Source organism: Microbacterium sp. Root61 (assembly GCF_001427525.1).
Lineage (GTDB): Bacteria > Actinomycetota > Actinomycetes > Actinomycetales > Microbacteriaceae > Microbacterium.
This window is the reverse complement of record NZ_LMGU01000002.1, coordinates 306,153-321,085: the sequence shown is the minus strand read 5'-3', so window position 1 is coordinate 321,085 and position 14,933 is coordinate 306,153. Positions and strand designations below refer to the sequence as shown.

The window sequence follows — 14,933 nt, the reverse complement described above, 5'->3', positions numbered from 1 at the left end:
AACCGCCGCATCCGTTCACGCCCGACTGACCCGCCGACGCACCGCGCAGGCCGGTGCGCCCATGGCGCGAGGTAGCCGCACGCGCAAGCGCATGAATAGACTCGAATCTCGGGGTGCGGTCCATGCCCCATGGAGGGGGAAACGATGCGCGTTCGATGGGCATTGGCGCTCACTGCGGCACTCGCGATGTTCTTCGCAGGAGCACCGATCGCGGCATCGGCCACGGATCCCGTCCGACTCGGGGCCGGCTACGTGCTCGACGATATCGGCGTGCTCGACGCGTCGCAGGAAGCGTCCGTCAACACGCGGATGGAGCAGCTCTACGCCTCGACCGGCGCAGACCTCTACGTCGTCTACGTCGACGAGTTCACGAACCCGACCAGCAGCCAGGCGTGGGCCGACACGGTCGCGCAGGCGAACGGGCTCGGCGTCGCGCAGTATGTGCTGGCGATCGCGACCGAATCCCGCGAGTACTACATCTCGGCCGACACCACCGGGCCGATGAGCGATCAGCAGCTCGCCGCAGTGGAGGCCGACATCAAGCCACTGCTCAGCAAGGGCGACTGGGCCGGCGCCGCGATCGCGGCCGCCGACGGGTTCGAAACGGCGCTCAACGGCGGCGGAGCAGGCGGCGGCATCGGCACGATCGTGATCGTCGTGCTCGTCATCGTCGTCATCGGCGTCGTGATCTGGCTGATCGTGCGCAGCCGCCGCAAGAAGTCGGGCGCCACCGGCGCCACCGGCGCCGCGCCGGTCGATCTGAAGGAGCTCGCGCGTCAGGCTTCCTCCGCCCTCATCGCCACGGACGACGCCGTCAAGACCAGCGAGCAGGAGCTCGGGTTCGCCAAGGCCCAGTTCGGGGATGCCGCGACCGTCGAGTTCGAGCAGGCCTTAGCGACCGCCAAGACCAACCTCAACCACGCCTTCACGCTCAAGCAGCAACTGGATGACTCCACTGCCGACACCGACGAGGAGACGCGCGCCTGGAACACGCAGATCCTCCAGTTGTGCGACGAGGCCAACACCGGACTCGACGAGAAGGCCCAGGCGTTCGACGAACTGCGTCAGCTCGAGCAGCACGCGCCGGAAGCTCTGGTCCGCGTGCAGGGAGAACGCACCGTGGCGGCCGCCGAGATCGGCACCGCCGACGCGCACCTCGCCGAGCTCGCCACCCGCTACGCCCCCGAGGCGCTCAGCACCGTCGCCGACAACCCGGAGCAGGCCCGGCAGCGCATCGCCTTCGCCGACGAGCAGCTCGCCGCCGCGCAGACCGCGATCGGCGCGGGCAAGGGCGGCGAGGCCGCGGTCAGCATCCGCGCCGCCGAGGAGGCGATCGCTCAGGCCGGTCTGCTCGAGCAGGCGATCGACAAGCTCGGCGACGACCTCACGGCCGGCGAGAGCAACGCGGCCGCACTCATCGCCGAGCTGGAGGCCGACATCGCGACGGCATCCGCTCTGCCCGATCCGGACGGCCGCGTTGCCGCCGCGATCGCCGCGACCCGGCAGCAGGTCGACTCCGCCCGCACCGAACTCGCCGGCAGCCGCACGCGACCACTCGCCGTGCTCGAGGGACTCCAGGCCGTCAACACCCAGATCGACGCGGTCGTGAAGGGCGTGCGGGATGCCGAGGCTCAGGCCCAGAGGGTCCGTCAGCAGCTCGGCCAGACCATGGCACAGGCACAGGCGCAGGTCTCCGCCGCCGAGGACTACATCACCGCTCGTCGCGGTGCGGTCGGTGCCGAGGCGCGCACCCGCCTGGCCGAGGCGGGCGCATCGCTCGTGCAGGCCCAGCAGCTGCAGGCCTCCTCCCCTGAGCAGGCGCTCCAGCAGGCGCAGCGCGCCGCGCAGCTGGCCGGCCAGGCGATCCAGTACGCGCAGACCGACGTCGGCTCGTTCCAGAGCGGCGGCATGGGCGGCATGCTCGGCGGCGGCGGGGGCAACTCCGGCGGCTCCGGCAACATGCTCGGCGCCGTGCTCGGCGGCATCGTCATCAACTCGATGCTGGGCGGCGGGGGCGGCGGTCGCTCCTCCGGCGGCGGTGGCGGCTTCGGCGGCGGCGGCTCACGGCCGTCCGGCGGCGGGATGCGCCCCGGCAGTTTCGGCGGCGGGGGCACCCGCGGCAGGCGAGGGGGTGGTCGATTCTGACCACTATCCGCGCAGCCGCCGCACCCGCGGCATCCGCTCTTCATCTCCACCCCGTCACTACCCATCGATAGGAAGGAAACCCCGATGGCAAAGCAGTCCATCTTCGGCCGTATCTCCACCCTCATGAAGGCGAACATCAACGCGATGCTCGACTCCGCCGAGGACCCGGAGAAGATGCTCGACCAGCTCGTGCGCGACTTCTCCAACAACATCGCCGACGCCGAGTCGGCGATCGCCGAGACCATCGGCAACCTGCGCCTCCTCGAGCGCGACCACGCAGAGGACGTCCAGGCCGCCAACGAGTGGGGCAACAAGGCCCTCGCCGCCAGCCGCAAGGCCGACGAGCTGCGCACGGCCGGCAACACGACCGACGCCGACAAGTTCGACAACCTCGCCAAGATCGCGCTCCAGCGTCAGATCAGCGAAGAGGGTCAGGCCAAGGCCACCGCCCCGCAGATCGCGGCGCAGACGCAGGTCGTCGATCAGCTCAAGGACGGGCTGAACGGCATGAAGCAGAAGCTCGAGCAGCTCAAGGGCAAGCGCGCCGAGCTGCTGGCCCGTGCCAAGACCGCCGAGGCCCAGAACAAGGTCGTCGACGCGGTCAAGTCGATCGACGTCATGGACCCGACCAGCGAGCTCGGTCGCTTCGAAGACAAGATCCGCCGCCAGGAGGCGCTGGCCGCCGGCAAGCAGGAGCTCGCGGCATCCAGCCTGGACGCACAGTTCAACAGCCTCGACGACCTCGGTGAGCTGACCGAGGTCGAGGCACGCCTGGCCCTGCTCAAGGGCGGCAACGCCCCGGTGCAGACCGCCATCGAAGGCAGCTGACCGAACCTGCAGAATCGCCGGGCGTCGCTCCTTCGGGGGCGGCGCCCGGCGCTGTCTTACGGGCCCGCCGAGGCTCAGGGTTCGGTAGAGTCCGTTCATGAGCGCAACAGGGCCACGCCCGTGACGAGTTTCATCGTCGTCCCCCAGTGGCAGGGCTCTTCGTCCTCCCGCGCGATGCAGCTCGTGGACGGTGCGGCCGCGATCGCCGGCGATCTCCCGCGCGCGCGGACCACGATCGTCGAGGTCCCGCTCGAGGCCGGCGAGTCGCTCGATTCCGGAGTACGCCGGCTCAGCTCGCTGCACCACACCGCGCGGACCCAGCTCGAGGCGCTCGCCCTCTCGGCAGCGCCGGTCGTCACCGTCGGCGGAGACGCCGGCGTGGCCACCACGAGCGCACTCTTCGCCGCGGGTGCGACCCGCGGCCGGATCGACCCCGGAGTCGTCGTCGTGTGGCTCAGCGCGCACGCCGGCATGCACGACACCATCACCTCCCCGTCCGGCGCCTTCGACACCATGGCCGCGCGCGCCGTGGTGGATGCCGCGGCTCCGCAGCCCGCCGAGGCGCCTCTCGCGCCCGCCCAGCTCGTCCTGGCCGGCGTGCGGGCGATCGACCCGGAGGAGATCACCGCGGTGGAGCGGCTCGGCATCCTGATGCTGTCCGTCGACGACGCCACACCCGAGGCGATCGCCGACGCCGTCGCCGACCGCGCGGCGACCGGCGTCTTCATCCACGTCGACCTCGACGTGCTCGATCCGTCGGCGCTGAACGGACTGAGCCGCCCGGAGCCGTTCGGGCTGGACGTCTCGGCCCTCACCGCGACCATCACAGCCCTCCGCGAGGCCGCGCCGCTCGTGGGCGCTGCCATCACCGGCTTCTCCCCGTCGTCGCCGGATGCCGCCGTGGACGACCTGGGGGCGATCCTGCGCATCGTCGGGGCACTCGCGTGAGTCCGATCCCCCGGCCTCCGGCGCAGTGGCGTGCCGAGGCGGCGAGCGCCGTCGCCCGCGGCGAGCGCTTCGACCGGTTCATCCCCGGGTTCCTACTGGACTCCCCCATCAGCCGCCTCGGCTTCTGGTACGGCCGGACCGTCGGATGGATCTGGGGCTCGCTGTGGAGCACCGGCCGGGTCGAACGGCGTGCCGGGCTGTGGATCTTCCGCGGCATGCCGAAATGGACGTTCCCACGCGGCGGATCGTGCGTGGGCGACTGCTTCCTGACCGGGGACCTCCCCGTGACCGAGGCGCTGCTGCGCCACGAAGCCGTGCACGCGCGCCAATGGCAGCGTTACGGCCTCCTCATGCCGCTGCTGTACGGGCTCGCCGGCCGCAACCCGCTGCGCAACCGCTTCGAGATCGAGGCCGGACTCGAGGACGGCAACTACGTGCCGCGCGGAGCCTGATCAGGCGGAGACCGTCGCGCTGCCCACGCGATAGACCTGCCGTCCGAGCGTGATCACCACGGCCAGCGGGAAGCCGATCCAGAAGAGGTTCGGCAGGATCGCGACCACGAGGAACCCGAGGAGATCTCCGCGCTCGAGGGACTGGCGGGTCATCTCCAGTCCGCTGGAGGCTTCCACGAGGAAGTAGATGACGGTCTTCCAGAAGGTCGCCGTCGTCACGATGAGGGCGAGCACGACGCCCGCCCATCGCTTCGCCCGGGTCAGGGCGATCACGATCACGATCACCTCGAGCAGGTTCGCCCAGCTCTGCGCGCTGCCGAACGCGTCGAAGCCCGCATAGCGGTGGTCGAAGCTCGAGTAGAAGACGTGCCCGGGCCACATGCCGGCCAGCGGCCCGCCGGAGTGCGAGAGCGGGCCGAGCAGCACGTAGCAGGCGTCATAGGTCTGGATGATCGCCGAGGCGGTCAGCCACACGATCACCCACGTCGGCAGGCGCAGGTCGCGTGCGGAGACGGGTGCGGGGGCGGTCGCGCTCATGGGCCCGACGTTAGCGGCGCGCGCCGCGTCGGTGCCGTCGCTCACGCGGCGGGTCGCGCCTCAGACCGCGGTGGCCAGACCGAAGCGCGCCGGCGTGTGGATCGCGTGCGCGTCCACCCCGCGGCTCACGGTGAGGTGATCGACGATGTCGGCCGTACCGAGGTAGCCGCCGAGCAGGAAGATGCGGGTGCCGTCGCCGGCAGTGTGCTCCGGGGCGTCGCAGAGCATCTCGTCGGCCCAGGCGTTGACCGCACGGGACAGCGCTTCGCCGGGCGCGCAGCCGCGTCCGGTGCCGGGGGCGCCCGAGCGGCTGGAGCGGTCGAGCCACGTCACGATCATGCGGGCCGGAATGTCCAGCGGCGCCTGCCACGAAGCATCCGGCGTCTCGACGAAGATGCGACCGGTCGAGCACAGCGGCAGCGTCGTCAGCAGCGCTTCGAGCTCGGTGAGCGAGGTCTCGTCGGCCGTGATCAGGTGCTGCACGCGCGAGTGACGCGACGTGCGGCACGCGCTCGCGTTGTGCTCGGTGGTGTGGGTCATGGCTCACCCAGTATACCCACGAACAAAGGGTTGCCTAACCTTTGTTCCAAACCCTCAGGAAATCAGGATGCTGCGCAGCTCGGTCAGCTCGTCGTCGGTGAGCCCGAGCGACCGCAGGTACTCGACCGGCGCGCCGTACTGGGCGGTGAGACCGTCGAGCATCCCCCGCATCACCGGTGCGGGTGACCGTGTCGTCAGATCCACGAGGTGCACGGCATCGGGATGCCGCACCCGCAGCCGCTCGATGATGGCGCGGTTGCGCTCCTCGGGCAGCATCGTCTCGGTGCGCGCGTAGTCGGCCACCACGGCGTCCTCATCCACGCCCGCGGCGGCGAGCGTGAGGGCGACGGTGACGCCGGTGCGGTCCTTGCCGACCGTGCAGTGCACGAGCACGGGCTGATCGGCGAGGATGCCGCGCACCACCTCGAGGATCTGCGGGGCCGAGTCGTCCACGAGCGCCTGGTAGAACTCGTCGAGCGAGGCATCCCGCTCGAAGAAGGAGGCGATCGAGCCCAGGAACAGCGGCACCCGCTGCGTCTGCAGGTCGAGCCCCTCCACGCGACTCGGAGAGATGCGCACCTCGTCGTCGTCGCGGAGGTCGATGATGCGCCGCAGCCCGATCCCGCGCAGGGCGGCCGTGCCGTCCTCCTCGATCTGGGCGAGGTTGCCCGAGCGGAACAGCACACCCGAGCGGGTGACGCGGTCCGCGGCGGGGAGCCCGCCGACATCGCGGAAGTTCAGCGCCCCGGGAACCAGGGATGCCGCCGTCATGCGGACGCCGCCGTCCGCGGCGGCACCGGGTAGCGTCCGGCGATCGCAACGCGGTTGAAGGCGTTGATCGACACCAGGATCCAGCTGAGGCCGACGTACTCCTGCTCGCTGAGGATGCCGCCGACGTGGTCGTACACGTGGGCGGGGATGCCGTCGTCGTGGATGAAGGTGAACGCCTCGGTCAGTTCGAGGGCGGCGCGCTCCCGCTCGGTGAAGACGCCCGACTCGCGCCACGTGGCCAGCTGGGCGATCTCGTCGGCGGTCATGCCCACCGCGACGGCCCGATCGACGTGGATGCGCACGCAGAACGCACAGCCGTTGAGCTGCGACGCGTGGATCTGGACGAGTTCCTTGAGCCGGTCTTCGATGCCGTTGGCGGTCGCGATCCCGCCGACCGCCTGCGAGAAGGCGTCGAGGGCCTTGTAGGCCTCGGGGGCGGAGCGCGAGAGGTGCACGCGGCGTTCTTCGGTCATGGAGCCAGCCTATCCAGACCGATGGGAGCCAAGGCCGCGTCGGAGAGGCCAGAATGGGCTTGTCCTGTTCCGTCACCCCGAGGATGCCGCGTGACCGATATCGAGTTCGACGAGTTCTCCTTCCTGCCCGCCCAGGCGGCCGACGCGGGCCTGGACGGGCCGCTCCCCCGGTCCGAGCGGGTCGATCTGACTCTGCCGGACGGACGCACCCTGAGTGCCCTCCGCTACGGCGACGGACCACCCGAGGTCACGTTCCTGCACGGCGCCGGCCTGAACGCCCATACGTGGGACACCACGATCCTGGCGCTCGGGCTGCCGGCCCTGGCGATCGACCTCGCCGGCCACGGCGACTCCTCGTGGCGCGACGACATGGCGTACGTCGCGCGGGTCCTTGCGGCCGATGTGGTCGTGGCGCTGGAGACCTGGACGGATGCCCCGCAACTGCTGGTCGGCCAGTCCCTCGGCGGGTTGACCGCCGCGGCCGTCGCCGCCTCGCGGCCGGACCTGGTGCGCGAGCTCGTCGTGATCGACATCACGCCCGGCATCGACCCGAACGCCGACGCGAGCCAGATCCGGGAGTTCTTCGCCGGCCCCACCGACTGGGCCTCGCGCGATGAGCTGGTCGAGCGCGCCCTGGCGTTCGGACTCGGCGGAACCCGAACGGCCGCCGAGCGCGGCGTCTTCCTCAACTCCCGCATCCGTCCCGATGGACGCGTCGAATGGAAGCACCACTTCGCCCACCTCGCCGCCGCGATGGCCGCCTCCCCCGAGATGGCACGGGCCGCCGCGGCACAGCAGGACGCGGTCGGCGCGGTCCTCGGCGAATCCGGCTGGGAGGACCTCGCCGAGGTCACGGGCCCGATCACCCTGATCCGCGGCGACCACGGCTATGTCACCGAGGCGGATGCCGCGGAGTTCGCTCGACGGGTGCCCCAGGCATCCGTCGAGATCGTGCCCTCCGGGCACAATGTGCAGGAAGAGCTGCCGGTCGATCTCGGCCGCCGGCTGCGCGCGCAGACCGGGAAGGGTTAACGCTTCTGTTTCGTTCGAAGTAGCAGCGGCCACGCCATCGCGAAACGGACTCTAGGCTGGTCACCGCACCGAGTCGTCGACTCCCCCCGGCATCCCCCCACAGCAACGGACGGATGCCGCGGCCCTGCGAAAGGACCCACATGCACCGCCGCATCACCCTCGCTGCCACGGCACTGCTTGCCACGACCGCGCTCCTGCTCACCGCCTGCACCGGTGGAGGCACCGAACCCAGCCCGAGCAGCTCGGGGACTCCCGATGCCGCCGCGACGCTGACGGTCGGGCTCCTGCTGGAGCCGTCCAACCTCGACATCCGCCACCAGAGCGGCGCCGCCCTCGAGCAGGCCCTCATCGACAACGTCTACGAAGGCCTCGTCACGCGCGACGCCGACGCCGGCAACGAGATCGTGCCGCGACTCGCCTCGGACTGGGAGGTGTCGTCCGACGGTCTGACGTACACCTTCACGATCCGCGACGACGTGACCTTCCACGACGGCACCCCGATGACCTCGGCGGACGTCGTGTCATCGCTGACCGCGGCCAAGGACGACGAGACGATCCAGGGTCACGCCGACCTGCAGGGCGTCGCCACCATCGAGGCACCGGATGCGACCACGGTGGTCATCACCCTGACCGAGCCGAACTCGAACTTCCTGTTCAACCTCACCGGCCGCGCCGGGCTCGTCGTCAAGACCGGCGACACCACCGACCTGAAGACCGCGGCCAACGGCACCGGCCCCTTCACCGTCGGCACGTGGCTGCAGGGCGACAGCCTGACCCTCGAGCGCAACGACGCCTACTGGGGAGACCCGGCCGGCGTGGCCGAGGTCGTCCTGACGTACTTCGCCGACAGCACCGCCGCCGTCAACGCCGCCCTCGAGGGCAGCGTCGACGTCGTCACCGAGGTCGACCCCGAACTCGCCCCGCAGCTCGAAGGCGACGTCGGCTACACGCTGGTCAGCGGTGAGACGACCGACAAGGGCACCCTCGCGTTCAACAACAAGAAGGCGCCGCTGGACGACGTCCGCGTCCGCGAGGCGCTGCGCCTGGCCATCGACCACGACGCGCTCATCGAGACGCTCGGCTCCGGTGACACCTTGTTCGGACCGATCCCGCCGCTCGACCCCGGCTACGAGGACCTCTCGGATGTCGTCACGTACGACCCGGCGAAGGCCAAGGAGCTGCTCGCCGAGGCCGGCGTGAAGAACCTCACTCTGACCCTCACCATCCCGTCGGTGTACGGCACCACCATCCCGACGATCCTGGTCTCGGACTTCAACGAGATCGGCGTGACGCTGAAGGTCGATTCGGTCGAGTTCACCAGCTGGCTGCAGGACGTCTACACGAACAAGGACTACGACCTGAGCTTCGTGCGGCACGTCGAGGCGCGCGACTTCTCCAACTGGGCGAACCCGGACTACTACTTCAACTACGACAACCCGAAGGTGCAGTCGCTGTATGCCGAGGCGCTGGCGTCCACCGATGAGGCCGAGACGCAGAAGCTGCTGGCCGAGGCCGCCCGTATCGTGTCGGAGGACCACGCGGCCGACTGGCTGTTCCTGGCCACCCCGATCGCCGCGGTCGGCACGAACGTGAGCGGGTTCCCGGAGAACTCCCTCAACGTGCGGCTCCCGCTCGCCGGTGCGACGGTGTCGACGGAGTGATTCGATACGCGCTGACGAGATTGGCCCTGCTTGTGGTGGGGCTGCTTGTCGCCAGCGTGCTGATCCTCGTGTCGTTGCGGGTGCTGCCCGGTGACGTCGCCCAACTGATCGCCGGAACCTCGGGGACCCCCTCGCAGGTTGCGGCGATCAGGGAGAGTCTCGGACTGGATCAGCCACTGCTGGTGCAGTACCTGGACTGGCTGGGCGGCATCTTCCGCGGCGACCTGGGCACCTCGCTGATCACCGGTATGTCGGTGGTGGCCGAGCTCGCGCAGAAGGCGCAGGTGACGGTGCCGCTGGGGGTCATGGCGATGACCATCGCCCTGTTGTTCAGCGTGCCGTTCGGTGTGCTCGCGGCGATGCGCCGCGGTCGCGCCGATGGGACGGCGCTGAGTGTCGGCGCCCAGACCCTGGCCGCCGTGCCGGTGGTGTGGGCCGGCATGATGCTCGTCGTGGTCTTCGCGGTCTGGCTCGGCTGGCTGCCCGCCCAGGGCTTCCCGCGCGCCGGATGGGACGACCCGGCCGCCGCGATCCGGTCGCTGCTGCTGCCCGCGATCACGATCGGCATCGTCGAGGGCGCGATGCTCATGCGCTTCGTGCGCAGCGCGACGCTGCAGGCCGTGGGCCAGGACTACGTCCGCACCGCGGCCGCGAAGGGCCTGACCCGCAACACGGCGCTCATCCGCCACGGCCTCCCCAACGTCGGACTGTCCGTCATCACGGTGCTGGGACTCCAGGTGGCCGGCATCATCGTCGGCGCGGTCATCATCGAGCAGCTGTTCAACCTCCCCGGGATCGGACGGATGCTGGTGACCGACGTCGGCAACCGCGATCTGCCGAAGGTGCAGGGCGAGCTGCTCGTCCTGACCGGATTCGTGCTGGTCGTCGGGTTCCTCGTCGACCTGCTGCACCGCGTGATCGACCCCCGACAGCGGGAGGCATCGTGAGCGCGCTCGAGCACCCCGCGCCGTCCCGCTGGACCTGGCTGCGCCGGCTGTGGGCGCTGTCCACCGGGCGCTTCGGGCTGATCGTGGTCGTCGTGATCCTCGCGACCGCAGTGGTCTCGCTCTTCTGGACGCCCTTCGACCCGCAGCAGACGAACCTCACCGACCGGTGGGCGCCGCCGGGCTGGCCGCACCTGCTGGGCACCGACGGGTCGGGACGCGACATCCTGAGCCTGATCATGGCCGGTTCCCGCACCACCGTGATCGTCGCGGTCGGCGCCGGGATCATCGCGACGATCATCGGCATCGCGCTGGCGGCACTCGGTGCGCTGACCGCGCGGTGGGTGCGCGAATCGGTCGCGGTGCTCGTCGACATCCTGATCGCGTTCCCGGTGCTGATCATCGCGATGATGATCTCGGCGCTGTGGGGCGGCTCGCTCTGGGTCGTGATCTGGTCGGTCGGCATCGGATTCGGCGTCAACATCGCGCGCGTGACGCGCCCCGAGCTGCGCCGCGTGCTGCACAGCGATTTCGTGCTGGCGGGGCGGGCATCAGGCCTGACCTCCGGCCAGAACCTGTGGCGCCACCTGATGCCCAACGTCGCCCCGGTGTTCATCGTGCAGCTGTCCTGGGGCATGGCGGTGGCGGTGCTCGCCGAGGCGGGGCTCTCCTACCTCGGCTTCGGCGCCCCGGTGACCGAGCCCTCCTGGGGCCTGCTGCTGGCCGATCTGCAGCGCTACATCGCGGTGCATCCGCTGTCGGTGGTCTGGCCGGGCATCGCGATCACCTTGACCGTGCTCGGACTGAACCTGCTCGGCGACGGTCTGCGGGACGCCACCGACCCGACGCTGTCGCGCCGGACCGCCGAGGCGCGCATCCACATCCCGGAGGTGGTCTCGTGAGCCTCAAGGTACGCGACCTGTGCATCGACCTGGGCGGACGGCGCGTCGTGGACGGGGTGTCGTTCTCGGTGCCGGACGGCTCCCGCGTCGGCCTGATCGGTGAATCCGGTTCGGGCAAGTCCCTGACCGCCCTGGCCATCCTCGGGCTGCTTCCGGAGGGCGCCGAGATGCACGGCAGCATCCGCTGGCGTGATCGCGAGCTGATCGGGCTGTCCGACAAGGAGCTCGCCGAACTCCGCGGCGACGACATCGGCATCGTCTTCCAGGAGCCGCGCACGGCCCTGAACCCGATCCGGACCGTGGGACGGCAGATCGCCGAGTCGATCCGCATCCACGAGCGAGCGACCCGCGCCGAGGCGAAGGTCCGGGCGATCGCGGAGGCGGCACGCGTCGCCCTGCCCGACCCCGAGCGCATCGTCGGCCGCTACCCGCACCAGCTCTCCGGCGGACAGCGACAGCGCGTGGCGATCGCCATGGCGCTGGCGTGCCGGCCGCGTCTGCTCATCGCCGACGAGCCGACCACGGCGCTGGACGTCACGATCCAGGCCGAGATCCTCGAGCTGCTGCAGTCGCTCGTGGACGACTCCGGCATGTCGCTCATCTTCATCACCCACGACCTCGCCGTGCTGTCCCAGATCGCGACGCACGGCGTCGTCCTGGAGGACGGGCGCGTCGTGGAGGAGGCGCCCATCGCGACGCTGCTGACCGCGCCGCGCTCCCCCGTCACCCAGGGTCTGCTGCGGGATGCCACCGCCACCCTGTGGCGACCGGGAGGGCTGCCATGACCGACGACGTGCTGCTGCGCGGACGCGGCCTGACCCGCCGGTACCGTCTGCCGAAGGAGTCGCTGTTCCAGCGGGCGCGCACCACGACCGCCCTCGAGGACGCCGACATCGACGTGCGCGAAGGCTCCGCCGTCGGGATCATCGGCGAGTCGGGCTCGGGCAAGTCCACGCTCGTCCGGCTGCTGCTGGCGTTGGATGCGCCGACCGAGGGGACCGTCGAGTTCGACGGGCGGATGCTGGACCCGACGGCGCACGCCAAGAAGCTGCACTGGCTGCGGCGGCAGACCGGGATCGTGTTCCAGGACCCGTACGCGTCGCTGGATCCCCGGATGAGCGTCGGGCGCATCATCGCCGAGCCCCTCTGGGCCCTCGGCATCCCGGGCGACCGGCGCGCACGGGTGCGGGAGGTGCTGGAGGACGTCGGACTCGAGGCCGACATGGCCGGACGCTTCGCACACGAGTTCTCCGGCGGACAGCGTCAACGCATCGCGATCGCCCGGGCGATCGCCCACCGCCCGCGGCTGCTGGTCGGCGACGAGCCGCTGTCGGCGCTGGATGTGACGGTGCGCGCGCAGATCCTCGAACTGCTCGGCGAACTGCGCGCCCGCGACGGCCTCACCCTGCTGCTCGTGTCGCACGACATCGGCGTCGTGCAGAACCTGTGCAACGAGGTCCTCGTGATGAAGGACGGACGTGTGGTCGAGGAGGGCCCGACCGAGAAGGTGCTGCTGCAGCCGCAGGCCGCCTACACGCGGCACCTCCTGGCCTCGATCCCCGCGATCGACCCCGGCTCCGCCCCGTCCTGAGAGTCAGCGGAGGGATGTCGCGGGGCGGGGCTAGCCTTCAGGCATGAGGCACGCGATCGTTCCGCCGTACCTGCTGGCACGAATCGCCGCCGCGCAGGAGCCACGACTGGCGCGCGCCTCGGCGGCGGCCCAGGCGACGCTCGCGGCACCGCGCGGGTACGAGCCGCGGTCGCGGGTGCGTCTGTCGATCGAGGAGCCCGGCACGCTCGTGATGGAGAGCGCCCCCGCGCCGGATCGGACCATCTCCGATGCCCGCAACCGGGAGGTGCTCCCCGGCGTGCGGGTGCGCGGCGAAGACGATCCGCCGACGGGTGACACCGCCGTCGACCAGGCCTTCGACGGGCTGGGAGCGACCTTCGACTTCTTCTGGGACGCCTACGGGCGCAGCAGCATCGATGGGGCGGGTGCACCGCTGCGGGCGACCGTCCATTACGGCCGCGACTACGACAACGCCTTCTGGAACGGCGAGCGCATGGTGTTCGGCGACGGCGACGGCGACGTGTTCAGCGGGTTCACGGAATCCCTCACCGTCATCGCCCACGAGCTGACCCACGGCGTCACCGAAGACGAGGGCGGGCTCCGCTACCAGGGCCAGTCCGGTGCGCTCAATGAGTCGATCTCCGACGTGTTCGGCGCCCTCGCCGAGCAGTACACCCGCGGGCAGACCGCGGCCGAGGCGAGCTGGCTGATCGGCGAGGGGATCTTCACCGACCAGGTGCAGGGTGCCGCGCTGCGCTCGATGAAGGCACCCGGCACCGCGTACGACGACGACGTGCTGGGCCGCGACCCGCAGCCGGCGCACATGGACGGCTACGTGCACACCCTCGACGACAACGGCGGGGTGCACATCAACTCCGGCATCCCGAATCGGGCCTTCTACCTGGCCGCAGCGGCCCTGGGGGGCCATGCCTGGGAGCGGGCCGGACTGGTCTGGTACCGCACGCTGACCAGCGGACTCTCCCCCACCACCGACTTCGCGGCGTTCGCCCGGGCGACCGTGGCAGAGGCCGCGCGGGAGTACGGTGAACAGTCGGAGGTGGTCGACGCCGTCCGCGCGGGGTGGATCGGTGTCGGCGTGCTGGAGGATGAGTTCACCGAACGCTGATGAGACGGGCCCCGGCGAGGAGCCCCGCGACTCGGCACGCACGGATCGCGTCGTCGTGCGCATCACCGTGACCCGCTCCGGCGGCTTCGCCGGGCTGCGGCGCACCTGGGCGGCCGAGGCCGACACCGCGGGGGCTCCGCAGTGGATCGCACTGCTCGAGGAGTGCCCGTGGGATGCGGCGGACCCGACCCGACCGCTGCCGCCCTACGGCGCGGACCGGTTCGTCTGGCGAGTGGACGCCCGCTGCGGCGAGGATGCCCGTGCGGCGGCTTTGGCCGACCCCGAGGTGCAGGGTCCGTGGCGGGAACTCATCGACGCCGTGCGCGACGCGACGACGCCGCCTACGACGCCGCGGTGACTCAGGCGTCGGCGTCGCGAGAGCGACGGCGGAAGAGTCCGGTCTTGACCGGCTTGAGCGACTTCTGCAGGTAGATCGTTCCGAGCCACCGGCCGAACTTGAAGCCGACCCGGCCCATCCGTCCGACTTCCGCGAACCCGAGCTTCTCGTGCAGGGCGACGGATGCCTCGGCGCCCTTGTCGCTGATCACGGCGACGATCTCGCGGATCCCGGCCTGCTCGCACGCGACGATCAGCGCCTCCAGCAGTGCGCGGCCGAGCCCCTTGCCGGCAGCCCCGGGCCCGAGGTAGATGGAGTTCTCGACAGAGAACCGGTACGCGGACTTGCTGGACATCGGCTGCACCAGGGCGTAGCCCAGGATGCTGCCGCTGGGCGCCTCGGCGACCAGGAACGGCAGTCCGAGCTTCTTCAGGTGGTCGAACTTGTCACGCCACTGGGCGAGCGTCCACTTCTTCTCGTCGAACGTGACGACCGAGTTGGTGACGTAGTAGTTGTAGATCTCCCGGATATCGGGGATGTCGCGCTCGGCCACGGGGCGGATCGAGAACGTGAAGGGCGCGTCAGCGGGCGGCTGCTTGCGCAGGTGCCGCGGCAGCACGCGCTTCTTCTCGTATTCCTCTTCGAGCATGGCGGAAATCCTAGCCCG

Annotated in this window: 17 protein-coding genes; 12 read left to right on the top strand and 5 right to left on the bottom strand. The window is 70.6% G+C overall.

Features of this window, described 5'->3' with window-relative positions:
- Nucleotides 1-144 precede the first annotated feature (144 nt).
- The 4 genes from ASD65_RS19415 (at nucleotide 145) to ASD65_RS17720 (ending at nucleotide 4,373) form a co-directional block, all read left to right on the top strand.
- Entirely contained in the window at nucleotides 145-2,145 is a 2,001-nt protein-coding gene (locus tag ASD65_RS19415; protein ID WP_056225847.1) for a TPM domain-containing protein, read from the top strand.
- An 84-nt stretch (nucleotides 2,146-2,229) separates the two neighbouring features.
- The gene (locus tag ASD65_RS17730; RefSeq protein ID WP_056225843.1) at nucleotides 2,230-2,973 is read left to right on the top strand and encodes a PspA/IM30 family protein; all 744 of its coding nucleotides are present in this window, start codon (nucleotides 2,230-2,232) and stop codon (nucleotides 2,971-2,973) included.
- A 120-nt stretch (nucleotides 2,974-3,093) separates the two neighbouring features.
- Entirely contained in the window at nucleotides 3,094-3,921 is an 828-nt protein-coding gene (locus ASD65_RS17725; protein WP_056225840.1) for an arginase family protein, read from the top strand.
- Nucleotides 3,918-4,373: a hypothetical protein gene (locus ASD65_RS17720; RefSeq protein WP_056225838.1), complete on the top strand. Its 456-nt coding sequence runs from the start codon at nucleotides 3,918-3,920 to the stop codon at nucleotides 4,371-4,373. Before ASD65_RS17725 ends, ASD65_RS17720 begins: the two co-directional genes overlap by 4 nt.
- Here the strand turns inward: ASD65_RS17720 and ASD65_RS17715 are convergent, their stop codons facing one another.
- From ASD65_RS17715 to ASD65_RS17700, 4 genes are read right to left on the bottom strand one after another with little or no spacing between them, the layout of a single operon-like run.
- Nucleotides 4,374-4,910, bottom strand: a complete 537-nt coding sequence (locus ASD65_RS17715) for a hypothetical protein (protein WP_056226454.1) — start codon at nucleotides 4,908-4,910, stop codon at nucleotides 4,374-4,376.
- A gap of 60 nt (nucleotides 4,911-4,970) precedes the next feature.
- Nucleotides 4,971-5,450 carry an SIP domain-containing protein gene (locus ASD65_RS17710; RefSeq protein ID WP_056225834.1) on the bottom strand — a complete coding sequence of 160 codons (480 nt, stop codon included), beginning with the start codon at nucleotides 5,448-5,450 and terminating at the stop codon, nucleotides 4,971-4,973.
- 54 nt (nucleotides 5,451-5,504) lie between these two features.
- Nucleotides 5,505-6,221, bottom strand: a complete 717-nt coding sequence (locus ASD65_RS17705) for a tyrosine-protein phosphatase (RefSeq protein ID WP_056225831.1) — start codon at nucleotides 6,219-6,221, stop codon at nucleotides 5,505-5,507.
- On the bottom strand, nucleotides 6,218-6,694 hold the full coding sequence (locus ASD65_RS17700) for a carboxymuconolactone decarboxylase family protein (protein WP_056225828.1): 477 nt from the start codon (nucleotides 6,692-6,694) through the stop codon (nucleotides 6,218-6,220). Before ASD65_RS17700 ends, ASD65_RS17705 begins: the two co-directional genes overlap by 4 nt.
- A 90-nt stretch (nucleotides 6,695-6,784) precedes the next feature.
- On the opposite strand from ASD65_RS17700, the gene ASD65_RS17695 reads away from it, so the two are divergent.
- From ASD65_RS17695 to ASD65_RS17660, 8 genes are all read left to right on the top strand, one after another.
- Nucleotides 6,785-7,726, top strand: coding sequence for an alpha/beta fold hydrolase (locus tag ASD65_RS17695; protein WP_056225825.1), 942 nt, complete (start codon nucleotides 6,785-6,787; stop codon nucleotides 7,724-7,726).
- Nucleotides 7,727-7,866: 140 nt separating this feature from the next.
- Entirely contained in the window at nucleotides 7,867-9,387 is a 1,521-nt protein-coding gene (locus ASD65_RS17690) for an ABC transporter substrate-binding protein (protein WP_056225822.1), read from the top strand.
- Nucleotides 9,384-10,334, top strand: a complete 951-nt coding sequence (locus ASD65_RS17685) for an ABC transporter permease (RefSeq protein ID WP_056225820.1) — start codon at nucleotides 9,384-9,386, stop codon at nucleotides 10,332-10,334. Before ASD65_RS17690 ends, ASD65_RS17685 begins: the two co-directional genes overlap by 4 nt.
- Nucleotides 10,331-11,233 (top strand): ABC transporter permease, encoded by a 903-nt coding sequence (locus tag ASD65_RS17680; protein ID WP_056225818.1) that lies wholly within the window; start codon nucleotides 10,331-10,333, stop codon nucleotides 11,231-11,233. Before ASD65_RS17685 ends, ASD65_RS17680 begins: the two co-directional genes overlap by 4 nt.
- Entirely contained in the window at nucleotides 11,230-12,018 is a 789-nt protein-coding gene (locus tag ASD65_RS17675) for an ATP-binding cassette domain-containing protein (protein ID WP_056225815.1), read from the top strand. The genes ASD65_RS17680 and ASD65_RS17675 overlap by 4 nt, the downstream gene beginning before the upstream one ends.
- Complete coding sequence (locus tag ASD65_RS17670) at nucleotides 12,015-12,824, top strand: ABC transporter ATP-binding protein (protein WP_056225812.1); 810 nt, start codon at nucleotides 12,015-12,017, stop codon at nucleotides 12,822-12,824. Before ASD65_RS17675 ends, ASD65_RS17670 begins: the two co-directional genes overlap by 4 nt.
- A 43-nt stretch (nucleotides 12,825-12,867) precedes the next feature.
- Entirely contained in the window at nucleotides 12,868-13,929 is a 1,062-nt protein-coding gene (locus ASD65_RS17665) for a M4 family metallopeptidase (RefSeq protein WP_056225810.1), read from the top strand.
- Nucleotides 13,910-14,287 (top strand): protealysin inhibitor emfourin, encoded by a 378-nt coding sequence (locus ASD65_RS17660; RefSeq protein WP_056225806.1) that lies wholly within the window; start codon nucleotides 13,910-13,912, stop codon nucleotides 14,285-14,287. The genes ASD65_RS17665 and ASD65_RS17660 overlap by 20 nt, the downstream gene beginning before the upstream one ends.
- Before the next feature lies 1 nt (nucleotide 14,288).
- Here ASD65_RS17660 and ASD65_RS17655 read toward each other — a convergent pair whose 3' ends face one another.
- Nucleotides 14,289-14,915, bottom strand: a complete 627-nt coding sequence (locus tag ASD65_RS17655; RefSeq protein WP_056225804.1) for a GNAT family N-acetyltransferase — start codon at nucleotides 14,913-14,915, stop codon at nucleotides 14,289-14,291.
- Nucleotides 14,916-14,933 lie beyond the last annotated feature (18 nt).

Coding starts and splice junctions, on each gene's coding strand:
- ASD65_RS17705 (WP_056225831.1), bottom strand. CDS start 6,221: ATGACGGCGGCATCCCTGGTTCCCGGGGCGCTGAACTTCCGCGATGTC.
- ASD65_RS17690 (WP_056225822.1), top strand. CDS start 7,867: ATGCACCGCCGCATCACCCTCGCTGCCACGGCACTGCTTGCCACGACC.
- ASD65_RS19415 (WP_056225847.1), top strand. CDS start 145: ATGCGCGTTCGATGGGCATTGGCGCTCACTGCGGCACTCGCGATGTTC.
- ASD65_RS17730 (WP_056225843.1), top strand. CDS start 2,230: ATGGCAAAGCAGTCCATCTTCGGCCGTATCTCCACCCTCATGAAGGCG.
- ASD65_RS17660 (WP_056225806.1), top strand. CDS start 13,910: ATGAGTTCACCGAACGCTGATGAGACGGGCCCCGGCGAGGAGCCCCGC.
- ASD65_RS17655 (WP_056225804.1), bottom strand. CDS start 14,915: ATGCTCGAAGAGGAATACGAGAAGAAGCGCGTGCTGCCGCGGCACCTG.
- ASD65_RS17670 (WP_056225812.1), top strand. CDS start 12,015: ATGACCGACGACGTGCTGCTGCGCGGACGCGGCCTGACCCGCCGGTAC.
- ASD65_RS17710 (WP_056225834.1), bottom strand. CDS start 5,450: ATGACCCACACCACCGAGCACAACGCGAGCGCGTGCCGCACGTCGCGT.
- ASD65_RS17715 (WP_056226454.1), bottom strand. CDS start 4,910: ATGAGCGCGACCGCCCCCGCACCCGTCTCCGCACGCGACCTGCGCCTG.
- ASD65_RS17665 (WP_056225810.1), top strand. CDS start 12,868: ATGAGGCACGCGATCGTTCCGCCGTACCTGCTGGCACGAATCGCCGCC.
- ASD65_RS17700 (WP_056225828.1), bottom strand. CDS start 6,694: ATGACCGAAGAACGCCGCGTGCACCTCTCGCGCTCCGCCCCCGAGGCC.